The 14,304-nt window shown below is 39.9% G+C and carries 20 protein-coding genes and 1 pseudogene; 15 read left to right on the top strand and 6 right to left on the bottom strand.

The genetic code is table 11. The features are described from left to right. A pseudogene (locus FTV41_RS11275) lies at window positions 1-247 on the bottom strand (RNA-guided endonuclease TnpB family protein); the annotation flags it as partial. Window positions 248-450: 203 nt separating this feature from the next. On the opposite strand from FTV41_RS11275, the gene FTV41_RS11270 reads away from it, so the two are divergent. The 3 genes from FTV41_RS11270 (at window position 451) to FTV41_RS11260 (ending at window position 1,962) form a co-directional block, all read left to right on the top strand. Further along, window positions 451-828, top strand: coding sequence for a hypothetical protein (locus FTV41_RS11270; protein ID WP_004973545.1), 378 nt, complete (start codon window positions 451-453; stop codon window positions 826-828). Next, the gene (locus tag FTV41_RS11265) at window positions 818-1,276 is read left to right on the top strand and encodes a hypothetical protein (RefSeq protein WP_225530225.1); all 459 of its coding nucleotides are present in this window, start codon (window positions 818-820) and stop codon (window positions 1,274-1,276) included. The genes FTV41_RS11270 and FTV41_RS11265 overlap by 11 nt, the downstream gene beginning before the upstream one ends. Before the next feature lie 197 nt (window positions 1,277-1,473). Further along, on the top strand, window positions 1,474-1,962 hold the full coding sequence (locus FTV41_RS11260; RefSeq protein WP_004973550.1) for a helix-turn-helix domain-containing protein: 489 nt from the start codon (window positions 1,474-1,476) through the stop codon (window positions 1,960-1,962). A 31-nt stretch (window positions 1,963-1,993) separates the two neighbouring features. Here FTV41_RS11260 and FTV41_RS11255 read toward each other — a convergent pair whose 3' ends face one another. From FTV41_RS11255 to tusD, 4 genes are all read right to left on the bottom strand, one after another. Further along, complete coding sequence (locus tag FTV41_RS11255; protein ID WP_026438386.1) at window positions 1,994-2,305, bottom strand: TusE/DsrC/DsvC family sulfur relay protein; 312 nt, start codon at window positions 2,303-2,305, stop codon at window positions 1,994-1,996. A gap of 58 nt (window positions 2,306-2,363) precedes the next feature. Further along, a complete protein-coding gene (locus FTV41_RS11250; RefSeq protein WP_004973553.1) occupies window positions 2,364-2,648 on the bottom strand; it encodes a DsrH/TusB family sulfur metabolism protein in 285 nt (94 codons plus the stop codon). 65 nt (window positions 2,649-2,713) lie between these two features. Continuing rightward, window positions 2,714-3,064: a hypothetical protein gene (locus FTV41_RS11245; protein ID WP_167846018.1), complete on the bottom strand. Its 351-nt coding sequence runs from the start codon at window positions 3,062-3,064 to the stop codon at window positions 2,714-2,716. Between the two features lie 43 nt (window positions 3,065-3,107). Continuing rightward, window positions 3,108-3,476: a sulfurtransferase complex subunit TusD gene (gene tusD, locus FTV41_RS11240; protein WP_136144696.1), complete on the bottom strand. Its 369-nt coding sequence runs from the start codon at window positions 3,474-3,476 to the stop codon at window positions 3,108-3,110. 61 nt (window positions 3,477-3,537) lie between these two features. Between tusD and FTV41_RS11235 the strand changes: the two genes are divergently transcribed. The 5 genes from FTV41_RS11235 to FTV41_RS11215 all read left to right on the top strand — a co-directional run bounded on the left by FTV41_RS11235 (window position 3,538) and on the right by FTV41_RS11215 (window position 7,684). After that, complete coding sequence (locus FTV41_RS11235; RefSeq protein WP_096902815.1) at window positions 3,538-4,542, top strand: SDR family NAD(P)-dependent oxidoreductase; 1,005 nt, start codon at window positions 3,538-3,540, stop codon at window positions 4,540-4,542. A 173-nt stretch (window positions 4,543-4,715) separates the two neighbouring features. Beyond that, complete coding sequence (gene fumC, locus FTV41_RS11230; protein WP_179995488.1) at window positions 4,716-6,110, top strand: class II fumarate hydratase; 1,395 nt, start codon at window positions 4,716-4,718, stop codon at window positions 6,108-6,110. Between the two features lie 132 nt (window positions 6,111-6,242). Beyond that, on the top strand, window positions 6,243-6,431 hold the full coding sequence (locus tag FTV41_RS11225) for a type II toxin-antitoxin system HicA family toxin (RefSeq protein WP_004973562.1): 189 nt from the start codon (window positions 6,243-6,245) through the stop codon (window positions 6,429-6,431). A 2-nt stretch (window positions 6,432-6,433) separates the two neighbouring features. After that, window positions 6,434-6,817, top strand: coding sequence for a type II toxin-antitoxin system HicB family antitoxin (locus FTV41_RS11220; protein ID WP_004973564.1), 384 nt, complete (start codon window positions 6,434-6,436; stop codon window positions 6,815-6,817). A gap of 375 nt (window positions 6,818-7,192) precedes the next feature. Beyond that, on the top strand, window positions 7,193-7,684 hold the full coding sequence (locus tag FTV41_RS11215; RefSeq protein WP_004973565.1) for a hypothetical protein: 492 nt from the start codon (window positions 7,193-7,195) through the stop codon (window positions 7,682-7,684). 104 nt (window positions 7,685-7,788) lie between these two features. Here the strand turns inward: FTV41_RS11215 and FTV41_RS11210 are convergent, their stop codons facing one another. Then, window positions 7,789-8,706: a LysR family transcriptional regulator gene (locus FTV41_RS11210; protein WP_104851971.1), complete on the bottom strand. Its 918-nt coding sequence runs from the start codon at window positions 8,704-8,706 to the stop codon at window positions 7,789-7,791. Between the two features lie 93 nt (window positions 8,707-8,799). On the opposite strand from FTV41_RS11210, the gene FTV41_RS11205 reads away from it, so the two are divergent. The 7 genes from FTV41_RS11205 (at window position 8,800) to FTV41_RS11175 (ending at window position 14,288) form a co-directional block, all read left to right on the top strand. Continuing rightward, window positions 8,800-10,041 carry an acyl-CoA dehydrogenase family protein gene (locus FTV41_RS11205; protein WP_004973568.1) on the top strand — a complete coding sequence of 414 codons (1,242 nt, stop codon included), beginning with the start codon at window positions 8,800-8,802 and terminating at the stop codon, window positions 10,039-10,041. A gap of 130 nt (window positions 10,042-10,171) precedes the next feature. Next, a complete protein-coding gene (locus FTV41_RS11200; protein WP_004973572.1) occupies window positions 10,172-11,293 on the top strand; it encodes a phosphotransferase family protein in 1,122 nt (373 codons plus the stop codon). Further along, on the top strand, window positions 11,290-11,988 hold the full coding sequence (locus tag FTV41_RS11195; protein WP_004973573.1) for a histidine phosphatase family protein: 699 nt from the start codon (window positions 11,290-11,292) through the stop codon (window positions 11,986-11,988). The genes FTV41_RS11200 and FTV41_RS11195 overlap by 4 nt, the downstream gene beginning before the upstream one ends. Before the next feature lie 10 nt (window positions 11,989-11,998). Next, a complete protein-coding gene (locus FTV41_RS11190; RefSeq protein WP_004973576.1) occupies window positions 11,999-12,742 on the top strand; it encodes an SDR family oxidoreductase in 744 nt (247 codons plus the stop codon). A gap of 162 nt (window positions 12,743-12,904) precedes the next feature. Then, window positions 12,905-13,615 carry an SGNH/GDSL hydrolase family protein gene (locus FTV41_RS11185; RefSeq protein WP_179996562.1) on the top strand — a complete coding sequence of 237 codons (711 nt, stop codon included), beginning with the start codon at window positions 12,905-12,907 and terminating at the stop codon, window positions 13,613-13,615. Between the two features lie 80 nt (window positions 13,616-13,695). Continuing rightward, window positions 13,696-13,839, top strand: coding sequence for a hypothetical protein (locus tag FTV41_RS11180; protein ID WP_179988972.1), 144 nt, complete (start codon window positions 13,696-13,698; stop codon window positions 13,837-13,839). After that, window positions 13,836-14,288: an XRE family transcriptional regulator gene (locus FTV41_RS11175; protein ID WP_154320746.1), complete on the top strand. Its 453-nt coding sequence runs from the start codon at window positions 13,836-13,838 to the stop codon at window positions 14,286-14,288. Before FTV41_RS11180 ends, FTV41_RS11175 begins: the two co-directional genes overlap by 4 nt. Window positions 14,289-14,304: the final 16 nt, after the last annotated feature.

Raw genomic sequence — 14,304 nt, 5'->3', positions numbered from 1 at the left:
TGAACTGCTTGCGTCTTGTGACCAATTCTTCTGTCACTGCCTGAATAGTTTGACTGTGCAAGTTGCATTCTTTCGATGTGCCTTTCGTGTATTTTGCAATGTCGTATGCTGAAAAGAATTGTTGTTTACGTTGCAGATGCTTAAAACACAAATCATTGACATAATTCCAGACAAAATTTACTTCGGATGCTAACTGATTTAGCACCTTGCAATGTTTGTCTTTTATGCGTAATTTGAGTGTCTTCATCCAATTATTTTAACAGTATTTTTCTTAATAGTGACTATAGTACAAGTATTTAAAACGACATTTCGTGTCGTTCATATGGTTTACTCCAGTCGCTTATATCCTCGTGCTGAACCACGAGGTTTTTCGCTCCAGTGGATAAAAATAAAGATTTTCTATCTGTACAATCTCGTTAGAATACTCACAGCTTATCTTAGAGAATTGTCATGTCTAAACCACAGCAAAAGCAAAAAAACTCAGCCTTGGCAGAGTTGATAGAAGAACAAAAACTGCTCTGTGAAGAATTTGGTTCAGCCTATATTGCTGTGAGTGGCGATGATGTTGTCGCAGTTGCAGTCCAGACCTTAAATAAAGATCCACTTGTGGGCTTGCGTAAAGCGCCAGAAGGTGAAGAAAAAGTCGCGTGGTACATTTATGGCGGTGAATTGGGTGAAGATGACGTGAACTTTGAAACCATGCCTGTACGCGAGCTACAAGATATTTTGCCCGATGTGCTTCCATACTTGGCTTTAGAACAAGGCTACCGCTTTATGATTGATGCTGATGACTATGAAGATGTCTGGAAAGAAGGCGATGAGTCTTAAGCCTATGCGCATGTCGAACATGGCAAAAATATCGGTGAGCATTATGCTTGGACTGCAAAGTCTGAGCGTAATGGCACAAGGTATTCAAGCGCAGCAGTTGGCACTTGAAGCATCATCGATGCCTATTACAATCCAACACGCAGTCGATGGATTGACCCAAACGCAATATCAATATTTGTTAAATCAATACACGCAAATTGTGAATGACAGCAAAAAAATACTGGATGACCCAGCTAGCCAAGCAACGGCAGAACAACAAAAACAGGCATTTTGTGCACGCTATCACGCCTATAAAAATATTGCTGAAATTTCCGAGCACAATCCAAACTTGTATCCTGCACCTGTGATGTTAATGGTGGCAAGGCGTTATTTAGAGCAGCAGCACAACAGTTTCACGGCTTCAGGTATGACTGAACAAGTTTTTTGTGCAGGAGCTACATCTAAATAGTGTGATCTGCCTTATAAGTGAATAGCAAATCTGAAGATTGAAGATGCAGACATATAAAACCCCAAAACTGGGGATCCCTTTTAAGCAGATTGTGAAGTCATACTTCATTTTTTATCAATTTTCATGCAAAACTGACTTTGCAAAGACTGTAGAATCTTTTAACTTGCAGGTAGTGAACTGAGGGATAGGCGACATAGATGAAATGGGATGAAATTGGCGAGCAGCCTTGTTCGATTGCACGAACCTTGTCGGTGATTGGTGACCGTTGGACGATGCTGATTATTCGTAATGCCTTTATGGGCATGCGTCGCTTTGATGATTTTCAACAACATTTGGGCGTAACGCGGCATGTATTGTCAGATCGTTTAAAGCGTTTGGTGGAACATGAAATTTTAGTCAAAGTGCCTTATGTAGAGCGCCAAGAACGTTTTGAATATAAATTGACAGAGAAGGGCTTGGAGCTTTATCCCTTAATGCTGTCTATGGCAAATTGGGCAGATAAATGGATGGATCAAGGTTTAGGTAAGCCTGTGGAATACATCCATAAAAATTGTGCTAAGACGTTTCAACCTGTCGTAGTATGTTCGGAATGTGGTGAAGAACTGCATGCCAAGCAAGTAAAACCACATTTTACCCCAGTGTATTATCAGTACATCCAAGCACAGCAGAATTTAAAACAAGCCTAAATCAGTGCTGTATTAATCAGCAACAGTTTGTCTATAAGCAGTTGGCTGGTTTAGGAATACCCGCTAAACGACTTAAATGCCGTGCCACCAAACCTGTATTAAATTTTTCCTGCAAAACAGCGTTGTTAATCTCTGGGCTTACAGTTTTCATTAAAAATTTGATTAAAGGACGGGTTGCAGGTGAGTGTCCAAATTGCTGATAAAATTGGCGTACAGCGTGCAAAACTTCAAAATGCCAAGCTGTGAGTTCAAGCTCTAAACTTTGCGCCAATTCTTGCGCCACTTGTTCATTCCAGACAGTGTAATCCAGCAAATGTCCATCTTGATCTAATTCTAGTGTCATCTCTTGTTTCATTCACCCTTAAAAATGCTTTGCATTGGTTTCATATCATTACGGCTTGCTATTTTAAGCTGATACAGCGCTGATGTGCTAAACACAGCGTTGCAAAAGCTGCATAATTAATCGGCTGTACATTTTCCGCCAAATGACCATTCAATATTTCTGCATCATTTTCCAGTACATATATTTTGTCTAGCTGGGCACAGAGTGGATGTTGCTGATGCAATACCGCATCACCCATAAGTACAACGCTGTCTTGCGGAGCATACAAGGCATTTAGCTCTGCTAAAATTGTTGCGGTGCTATCAAAGCTCGCTTGGATTAAATATAAATTTGCGTCAGACATGCTTTTCTCTTTAGATGTTTAGATATGGTCAAATGATCAATCAGATTGTTAAACCACCGATCAACCTACCAATATAAAACTCGATCAAAGGTTTGAATCAGCTCCCGATTCAGTTCCACCCATTCAATTTCATGTACCGTATTTTTGATAAACAGCGAGTTAGCATGTTTATTTTCAATCAAAATTGGGCTGAGGTCATAAAACTCAAAGCTATCGACCAAATTGGATGCCACTTTAAAAGCATGTTTTAGTGAATCAAATGCCAGTTCCGACTGTAATAGGCTTAATGCCGCATCTTGTAATAACACTTTGACTTCACAACCAAAAGTTGCCAGTACCATTGTTGCAGACAAGCTTTCATGCACTTGTAAGCTGTTTAAATTGGCCTGACGTAAAACCACGAGTACAGTTTTCACACAATTTACCTTTTAAATGCAACAGATTTACAAAATGAATCGCTTAAAATTGAATCAGGCGTTCTGTGCTTTGCACTGCATCGGTCAGTTCGCCCAAGCCAACCAATTCAAAGCCTGCGGCTAAATTGTGTTGGCTCAGTTGATGGCGTTTGGCATTGTCTGCATCGCTAATACCACGTGCCAGTGCGGCACTTACACATACGGGTAAACGAATAGACAATTTTTGCCATTCTGTTTTGAGGTTGCGTTGATCATCGGGTACCCATTGCAACTCATTCGCTACAGCAACGCCATCTTGATAAAAAAACACACGAAAAGCCTCATTTTTCTGTTGTAAGGCTTGAGCAAGACCGAGTGCATGCCATGCATGAATAGAGGTTGGTGCGGAGGTTATTAGTAATAAGGTGCTCATCAAAATTCACTAATGCAATGTGCCAAGGCGCATTCAGACTTTATAAAAAAAGGTAGTATAAATGATTTTAGTGACTGGTGGTTTAGGCTTTATAGGCTCACACATTGCATTAAGCCTAATGGCTCAAGGGCAAGAGGTCATTATTGTAGATAATTTATCCAATGCAAGTATGCAGACTTTAGAGCGACTTGAATATATTGCAGGGCGTTATGTGCCTTTTGCCAAACTGGATGTAAGAAATACGCCTGCGCTGAACAAAGTTTTTGAACAATATTCGATTATTGCGGTGGTGCATTGTGCAGGGTTTAAATCTTTAGAAGAATCGGTGCTTAAACCACTGGAATATTATAACGATAACGTCAGTTGTATTATGAGTTTATTGCGTTCCATGCAACGTACAGGTGTGCGTCGTTTAGTGCATCTTTCAAGTATAGCGGTCTATGGCAAGTCAGGATTGAATCTGGAAGAAAGCCAGAGTTTTAATTACACCTATGCCAATCCGTATGTGAAATCTCAGCAGATGGTTGAAGAAATCATCCGCGATACTTTTAGAACGGATAATGAATGGAATATTGCTATTTTGCGCTTGAGTAATATAGCAGGTGCATTTGAACACGGCATTTTAGGTGAAGTCGTTGCTCCGTTACCTAAAAATATTATTCCTTTGGCGATGCAAGTCGCAGTACAGCAGCGTGAAGCGATTGAATTACGTCAGCAAGCTAATACTGCAGATCAAACTGTAGAACGTAGCTTTGTGCACGTACTCGATGCCTGTGATGCTGTGATTGCAAGCCTGCATTGGTTATTTGAGCAAACGCATAGCTGTGAAGCTTTTAATATTGCGGGAGAAGTGGTTTCAATTCAACAATTACTTGCACGTATTAGTGAAGTCACTGACACTGAAATTGCTACAGTTCCTGCAATTCATTATGAATATCCTGAGTTAGATCAGTTAGGTGCAGTCGTAGATAAGGCACAACAATATTTACACTGGCAGCCAAAACGTAGTCTGGAAAAAATGCTAGAGGATGAATGGCGTTTTTATCAAAATACGCTTAAGCATTAAAAGTAAGCGCTATAAAATTCGTTGAGATGCGATTCACGAAGCCTCATAGCTGAAACAGATACAATGCAACGGAATTATTGATAATAATTATCATTTACTAGGCTGTCTGTTTTTTATAAGATCGAGATAAGAGCACATGACATCATTGAAATCACGAAGGAATGAGGCTGAACATGCAAACACGTATTGAACATGACACCATGGGTGAGGTTGAAGTTCCGAATGACGCGCTTTGGGGCGCACAAACTCAGCGCAGCTTACAAAATTTTAAAATCGGCAATGAGCGTTTACCACGCGCCATGATTCGCGCTATGGGTTTGGTTAAAAAAGCTGCGGCAATAACCAATGCAAACTTAGGGCAAATCCCGCAAGAGTTGGCGCAGTACATTGTCGGTGCAGCAGATGAAGTCATTGCAGGGCAGTGGGACAGTCAATTTCCTTTGGTGGTGTGGCAAACAGGTTCGGGTACGCAAAGTAACATGAACTGCAATGAAGTGATTGCCAATATCGCCAATCAAAAACTGGGGAATCCTTTAGGTGCACAAAAGCCTGTACATCCGAATGATCATGTCAACCGCGCCCAATCGACCAATGATTCTTTTCCAACTGCAATTCATGTAGCAGCGAGTTTGCAAATTAATGAACTGCTCATTCCTGCAGTAAAGGGTTTGCGTGATACGTTGCATGCCAAAAGTGAAGAATTTTCTGAAATTGTCAAAATTGGACGTACACATTTACAAGATGCAACGCCATTAACTTTAGGGCAGGAATTTAGTGGCTATGTATCTCAATTAGATCATAGTTTAAAGCGTTTGGAACAGGCTTTAACAGGCTTGTATGAGTTGCCGCTTGGTGGTACAGCAGTCGGTACAGGCTTAAATGCACATCCTGATTATGCGGTACAGGCAGCGGAGCAATTGGCACAGCTTACAGGCTTAGCTTTTGTGACTGCACCAAATAAGTTTGAGGCTTTGGCAGGGCGTGATGCTGCAGTATTTGCTTCGGGTGCATTAAAAACTTTGGCGGTGAGTTTAAATAAAATTGCCAATGATATTCGCTGGTTAGCCAGTGGCCCGCGTTGTGGTTTTGGTGAGTTGCGTATTCCAGAAAATGAACCTGGTTCAAGTATTATGCCGGGTAAGGTTAATCCAACACAAAGCGAAGCGATGACCATGGTAGTTGCACAGGTATTGGGCAATGACACCACGATTAACGTGGCAGGTGCATCGGGCAATTTTGAGCTGAATGTATTTATGCCAGTGATCGCATATAACTTATTGCAATCTATTCAACTCTTGGGTGATGCCTGCAATAGCTTTAATGAGCATTGTGCCGTTGGCATTCAAGCAAACCGTGAAAAAATAGATCACTTTTTGCATGATTCACTCATGTTAGTGACCGCTTTGAATCCTGTAATTGGTTATGAGAATGCAGCGAAGGTGGCTAAAACAGCTTATAAGGAAAATAAAACCTTAAAGCAAGTTGCAGTAGAGCTGAATTTGGTCACAGCAGAGCAGTTTGATGAAGTGGTACGTCCTGAACAAATGATTGCACCGAATACCAAGTAATCAGTTTTAAACAAATTCAAGGTCTGTGTTTGTCTGCACATGATGCGAGGTAGACACAGACTTTGTTTATGAAAATCAGGGAAAATTTTGGGCATCCTTCCTTATTAAAATTATGTTGTGTATAATTACACAATGAACAGCAAAGACATTATTAAGCGTCTTGAGCAGGAAGGCTGGTACAAAGTGGGTGGTAAAGGCGACCATGAAAAGTATAAGCATCCTGAAAAGCCTGGACATGTTGTGGTACCACATCCACGTAAAGATATGCCAATAGGAACTCTACGCAATATATATAAACAGGCTGGTTGGGAGTGGAGGTAAAAATGTTATATCCAGTATATGTTCACAAAGATGAAGATAGCGCATACGGTTTAACCTTTCCTGACTTTGATGGATGCTTTAGCGCAGCAGATGAGATGCAAGATATTCAGCGCATGGCACAGGAAGCGGTTGAAGTTCACTTTGATGGTGAAGATATTCCGTTACCAGAACCATCAAGCCCAGAGCAATGGTTAGGTGATGAGCGATTTGAGGGGGGGTTTTGGTTGTTAGTTGATATTGATACAACAAAAGTAAATACAAAGTCTATTCGTATTAATATCAGCATGCCAGAAGCTTTAGTGAAACGTATTGATGCTGTTGCAAAAAAACAACATTTAAGCCGTTCGGCATTCTTAGCTAAAAGCGCGGAAATGGCGTTGCATTAATCAAGTAAAATATACTAAACCCAGCCTAAATGCTGGGTTTTCTATTGCACCTAATTTGAATGTAGAGGGGTAATTCATCCTAATACGATTTTAAATTTATGTGTTGGTGTAAAGACATAATTTGCATAACGGCAGAATAGGCTGCTACAAGGTGCTATCTAAATGTAATAGTTCAAAACCCGTCATTTAGTCGCATTAACCACTTTTAGATGCTTTCTTTTATGTCCGTTCCTTATTCAACTTACATTGATTAAGCTGCCATAATTGCTAGAATACGCAATACTTCAAAATACTGTTTTGCTAAAGTTTTGCATTTATTTTGCAAAATTTAATTTTTTTATAAGCAACTCAATATCTTAACTACGGAAATTTTCAATGCTCTCAATTTATTTAACAGATGTTCAGCAACACGTGCAATTTAAAGATTACCCGGGTGAGCAGCCTGTTAAATTTATCTTGAATTTTAAAAAGATTTTTCCAAGTGTAATGGAGCTTTTACTACCTGTATTGCCTGAAAATGAAAATCTGGAAGAAATGACGTGGGAATCAACCACTGCAGATTTAGAGTTATTTAAATTGCTGCTCAGTGGGTGGGGCGTGATTGAATTACGTTTAAATGCGCTCAGTCAGTTCAAGGGCAAGACATTTGCAGATCAGTTAGTGAAACAAGCCCAACAAAAACGTAAAGATTTCGCCAAAGCACAACAACAATTACAAACTGTGGAGCTAGATTACTTATTTATGCATGAAACACATGCCTTAATTGATGCTGAATTGGTAGAAGTAGGTGAAAAGTTCTATTTGCCAATTTTGCGTGATTTATGGAAAGGCAAAGTATCTACAAAAGTATTGGAAGCGAAGTTTTAAGAACAAACCCATATTAAAAAGCTGTCTCGGCGGCTTTTATTTTTTATAGAATCATACAAGACGATTAGCAACCACTTGCAAATTCAAGATTAATTCAAAATAGCCTAAGCAAAGATTTTAGAAATTTCCTCTCTTAAGAAATAATGCCTTGAATTTTCCTGTAAATCTTTATGCCAATACATCCCCATATTAATTACAGGCAAGTCTACAGGCACATCAAAAATATTCAATTTTTGGCTCATATTCAAATGCTTTAAAATCATTTTAGGAATAGTTAGTATTGCTTGAGGATGCTGCTGTAAAATCTGTAACGCCGTAGAATAGTGCTGACAACGTAAAAAAACCTGCCGTGATAATTGCTTTTGATGCAAATAAATATCTTCTAGCAACATACCTGTACGCCGTGATGAAACCCCAATATGTGCAGAAGATAAATAAAGTGCAGTATTCATTTCTTGTTGTGAACTACAGACCACAAATTGGTCTTGAACTAAGGATTGAAACTGAATTTTATCGCCAAAGTTTTGTTCTAAATCAATTACAAAATCAATTTGTTGTGTTGCTAAATCTGCCAAAACCGTTTTGCGGTCTAATTTGTGGCTCAGAAATTGAATATCCAAGTTCAACTTTTGAAAATGTGCCACCAATTTAGGAAAAATAATCGGTTCAATTTCATCATGGATAGCAATTTTGAGCGATTGCAACATATTCGGCTCAAATTGCTGTTTCTGTATTGCAATACTTTGAATCGCCAACAAGGCATTTTTAATAGTCGGATAAATTTGCTCGGCAAAAGGCGTAGGCAGCATTTTATTGCCACTTCGCACCAGTAAATCATCTTGTAAATGTTGTCTTAAACGCTGCAAAGCATGACTGGCGGCAGATTGGCTAATACACAAAATTTGTGCAGCTTTGGAAATACTGCGCTGCTCATAAATTGCAACAAACATCGGGTATAAATTGATGTCTAAACGATGAAAAACGGTAAGATCAACTTTTGCATTGTTATGAACATGATTCATAGTGTTTTATTGAATTAAATCATTTTGTTCATATTACTTTTCAAGTTAAGGTGTTGTAAAGCAATGAATACAATATTTTAAGGGATTTGAACCATGTTTGAGCTATCTGCACGCGCCAAAGACTATATAGAACGTACCAAAGCCTTTATTGCCAAAGAAATTGAGCCGATTGAAGCTGAATTCTGGGCAGAAGTTCACGAATTAAATCAGGGTGGTGACTGGACTAAATGGCAATGGCCAGCACAATTAGAACAATTAAAAGCCAAAGCCAAAGCTGCAGGTTTATGGAATATGTTTTTACCTTGTCCAGAATTAGGACAAGGTTTGTCGGTACAAGAATATGCACACATTGCAGAGTTGAGTGGACGCAGTTTGATTGCGCCAACCGTATTTAACTGTAATGCACCCGACAGCGGCAACATGGAAGTTTTATGGCGCTATGGTTCTGAAGCACAAAAGGCAGAATGGCTGACACCGCTGCTTGAAGGTAAAATTCGTTCTGTGTTTTGTATGACTGAACCTGCAGTGGCTTCAAGTGATGCGACCAATATGCAGGCAACAGCAGTCGTAGACGGCGATGAAATTGTCTTGAATGGTCGTAAATGGTGGTCTTCAGGTTTGGGCGATCCAAATGCCAAAATTATTATTTTTATGGCGCATACACCCGATGAAACCAAAGACCGTCATCATCAACACTCTATGGTTTTAGTCCCTGTGGATACTGCGGGCGTTAAAATTCAACGCATGTTACCTGTATTTGGTGATTACGACGCGCCACACGGTCATGGCGAAGTCAGTTTTGATAACGTGCGTGTGCCTGTTGCCAACTTTATTGGCGGTGCAGGACAAGGTTTTGAAATTGCACAAGGTCGTTTAGGTCCGGGGCGTATTCACCATTGTATGCGTTGTATTGGTGCAGCCGAAAAATCTTTGGAGTTGATGATTGACCGTGGCATGAGTCGTACCGCATTTGGCAAGGAAATTCTGAAACTCGGTGGCAATTTGGAGCGTGTAGCGGAAGCACGTGTGGCGATTGACCAAGCACGTTTATTAACTCTCTATGCAGCCTATAAAATGGATACTTTAGGCAATATGGCAGCACTTACCGAAATTTCTGCCATTAAAGTGGTTGCACCAAGTGTCTTGGAAAAAGTAGTTGATATGGCGATGCAGATTCATGGTGGTGCAGGCGTATCTAGAGATACACCGTTGACAGGTTTCTTTGCCCAAGCGCGTAGTTTACGTCTTGCCGATGGACCAGACGAAGTACACAAAGGCATGATTGCCAAACTTGAGTTGGCTAAACGTGGTTATCGTAGCAGCCGCAAAAAATAAGTCAGTTGCGAATTTTTTATTGTGTCGCTTGGTAGTGTATTCGGCAATATTTCTGATATTGCCGAAACATCTCAAGAGAACACAGAAAATCTATGTTAGATTAAAAAAATTGGAAAATTAGGGAAAAATAATGTCAGTTATTGATGTAGGCGGCACAGTACGCGAAGGCGAAGAACTCGATATTCAGGCAGTGACAGCATGGTTAAAACAACAAAATGTCGATGTCGTAGAACCTGTAGAAGTCACACAATATTCAGGCGGTGCATCGAACTGGACATATCGCCTTAAGTACAGCAATGCTGATTTAATTTTGCGTCGTCCGCCCAAAGGTACTAAAGCTAAATCTGCACATGACATGGCGCGTGAATATCATGTGCAAAAGAATTTAGCCCCGTTTTATCCTGTGTTACCTGAAATGGTGGCGTTGTGTCAGGATGAAGCTGTAATTGGCTGCGATTTTTACGTGATGCAACGTATTGAAGGCATTATCCCACGTGCAAAATTGCCACCAGAGCTTGATTTTAGCGAAACTCAAGTACATGAACTTTGTGTAAATGTCATTGATAAACTGATTGAGCTGCATCAAGTACCTTATGCAGGAACTGAGCTAGAAAAATTAGGGAAAGGTGATGGTTATTGCCGACGTCAGGTAGAAGGTTGGGATGCACGCTATGCCAAAGCACATACCATCAACGTGCCATCTTTTAAATATGTGCGTAAATGGTTGTTAGACCATATTCCTGCAGATTCAAAAACCTGCATTATTCATAACGACTGGCGTTTTGATAATGTGATTTTAGACCCGAAACATCCGACTCAAGTGATTGGCGTTTTGGACTGGGAAATGGCAACACTGGGCGATCCACTCATGGATTTAGGCTCGGCTTTGGCATATTGGGTTGAAGATACCGATAATCAAATTTTTAAAGCCACCCGTCGTCAACCAACGCACTTAAAAGGCATGTTCACACGTCAGCAAGTGGTGGACTATTATTTGCAAAAAACAGGCTTGAGCACCGATAACTGGACATTCTATGAAGTGTTTGGAATTTTCCGTTTAGCGGTGATCGCCCAGCAAATTTATTATCGTTATTTCCACAAGCAAACCAATAATCCTGCATTTAAGGATTTCTGGATTGTCATTCATGCTTTGCATATTCGTGCCTTAAAGTTAATTGGTTTACAAAAACTGGAAGCAAATGAACTAGCACAAAAATATATCGCCAAATTTAAGGAATTGATGCCGAAATGACCACCATTTATTTAATTCGTCATGGGCAAGCATCTTTTGGGGCAGAAAGTTATGATCAACTTTCGCCTAATGGTGAGTTACAAGCCAAATTGCTCGGACGTTATTTTGATCGCATTTTAAAAGAAGCACCCTATGTGGTGGCTGGTTCAATGCAGCGCCATCAGCAAACTGCACAACTGGCTTTGGCAGAATGTTTTCCTGAGGTCGAAATTCATACCGACAGCGCATGGAACGAGTTTAATCATCAACAGGTTTTCGCGCAGTATGAACCGCGTTTTAATCAACCTGAATTGATGAAAGAAGATGTCGCCAAAGAGGTCAATCCTCGTGCATATTTGGCAAAAATTTTTGAAGGTGCGATAGAACGCTGGACGGGCGGTGAATATCACCATGAATATGAAGAATCTTGGCCGCATTTTAAACAGCGTGTCGAAGATGCATTGCAGCATTTATGTGATGACTTAGCCCAAAAACAACCACGATATGCTGTGGTATTTACTTCTGGTGGTGTGATTTCTGTGGCTGCAGGTAAAATTTTAGGCTTAACGCCCAATAAAACCTTTGCATTGAACTGGGCAATTACTAACTCAAGTATCACCACTTTACGTTTGGTCGGCAGTGAACCACAACTGTTAAGCTTGAATGAACATCATTTTATTAAAGCTGAAAACTCAAATTTATTGACTTGGATTTAAGGATCAAACCATGACAAAAACAATTCTAATTACAGGTGCAAGTTCAGGTATTGGTGCGGGTATGGCACGTGAATTTGCTCAAATGGGTTATAACCTTGCAATTTGCGCCCGACGTTTAGAGCGTTTGGAAACGCTGAAACAAGAACTGGAAAGCCAGTTTGGTATTCGTGTTATTGCAAAAACGCTGGATGTCACCAATTATGATCAGGTGTTTCAGGTGTTTCGTGAATTTAAACAAGATTTTGGACAAATTGACCGCATTATTGTCAATGCAGGCGTGGGCGAAGGACGTCGCATTGGTAAAGGTAATTTTGCCATCAACAAAGCCACAGTAGAAACCAACTTTATTTCAGCTTTGGCGCAGTGTGAAGCCGCGGTTGAAATTTTCCGTGAGCAAAACTCAGGGCATTTGGTGATGATTTCATCTATGAGTGCCATTCGTGGTATGCCAAAACATCTTACTGCTTACGGTGCAAGTAAAGCTGCAGTAGCACATTTAGCAGAAGGAATTCGTGCAGAATTAATTGATACACCTATTCAAGTTACGACTATTTTCCCTGGTTATATTCGTACCGAAATCAACGAAGGTGCAAAAAAACTGCCTTTTGAAGTTGATGAAAAAACAGGTTCACGCTTACTTGCTGCAGAAATTGAAAAAGCGCCAATTAAAGCCTATGTACCTAAATGGCCATGGTTGCCATTGGGCTTAGCTATGAAAGTTTTACCATTAAAATTGGTCAATAAACTCGGCTAAATAGCAGCGATATCATAGTATTTGAATAGCATCCTGAAATTTAAAGCTGATGATGAATGCAATCACTTTAAATGACACGATGCTATTTTTATATTTGAGTCTCTACTTTTGTTTGGGTTTAAAATTTGTATTTTCGGTTTTCGTATTTAAGAGTGAAATGTGATGTGGCTTAGAACAGCAACCCTTGCCTTAATTCCCGCTTTGGTGATTCAGGGAAGTCGTGTTAAAAAGAACAAGATCCGATTGCCTGAAGCCGAAGGCGCACGAGAAGGTATTACAGGGGAAGGGCAAACGCTGTCATTATTGATTTTAGGCGATTCTGCCGCTGCAGGCGTTGGGGTAGCACATCAAAATGATGCGCTTTTAGGTGCGGTGATTTCTGCTTTGCAGCATCAGTACCAAGTACATTGGCGTTTAGAGGCGCAGTCTGGAGATACTACCTCACAAGTCATTCAAAAAACGAAAAAACTGGTAAATCAAAAATATGATGTTGTGGTTACTTCTGTTGGTGTCAACGATGTAACACGCTTAATGTCGGCACAGACTTGGATTAAACAACAGCAACATTTTTATCAACTTATTCAAGCGAAATTCCAACCTGAATTAATCATTGCTACGGGGGTTCCACCAATGCATTTATTTCCCGCATTGCCCAATCCATTATCTTGGCTATTTGGACAATACGCAAAACAAATGAACTTACAATTAGAAAAAATGATTGCACAACAAGAAGATATGCAGTGGATTGAATATGATATTCGAAAATATCAATCCATGAGTTTAGAAATGGCAAAAGATGGTTTTCATCCAAGTAAAGAAATTTACCAGATTTGGGGGAAAGAAGTCTCGGATAGGATTTTGGAGTGGTTTTAGGTAAATTAACTTAAATAATGGTATAGTGTTAACAATCGTCAACACTAAATTATAATTAAATCATCAAGCAGAATGAAAATATGAAGAAACATCCCAATAAACATATTCGCGAAGCAATTGAATATGCGATTGAAAACGGCTGGGATGTTATCGATTCAGGTAAATCAGCACATGCAAAACAAATCTTGCGTAAAGTAAAGCAATGTCATGGAGATGAACTATGAATAACTATCACTTTACTGTTGTGGTACGTGACGCACGTTCTGATCTGTCTGTGCTAGAAGATAAGTTCTTTGAAGCGGGTTGTGATGATGCATTAGTTTGCAGTTATAACGATACAATTTATCTTGAGTTTGACCGTGAAGCTGAAAATGCAGAACAAGCGATTCACTCAGCATTAGACAATATTCGCTCATTAGGATTTCATGATCTGATAGTAGAAGAGCAAGGTTATTCAACTTTGGCAGTAATGGCTGAACGTGCTGGAATGACTCGTCAAGCATTATCTTTATATGCGCAAAATAAACGTGGTGACGGAAACTTTCCACGTCCGATGTATGGACTTGCATCTAGATCTGCAATGTATTTTTGGCCAGAAGTTGCGACATGGTTATTCAATCAAGGGAAGTTACATAAAAATCATTATGAAGTTGCTCGTACTGCAATGTCTTAGCTTAATTTAAAGACCA

This window comes from Acinetobacter sp. YH16051, assembly GCF_013417135.1.
Lineage (GTDB): Bacteria > Pseudomonadota > Gammaproteobacteria > Pseudomonadales > Moraxellaceae > Acinetobacter > Acinetobacter towneri.
Note: the sequence above shows the minus strand (reverse complement) of the source record. Positions and strands in the feature narration are given on the sequence as shown.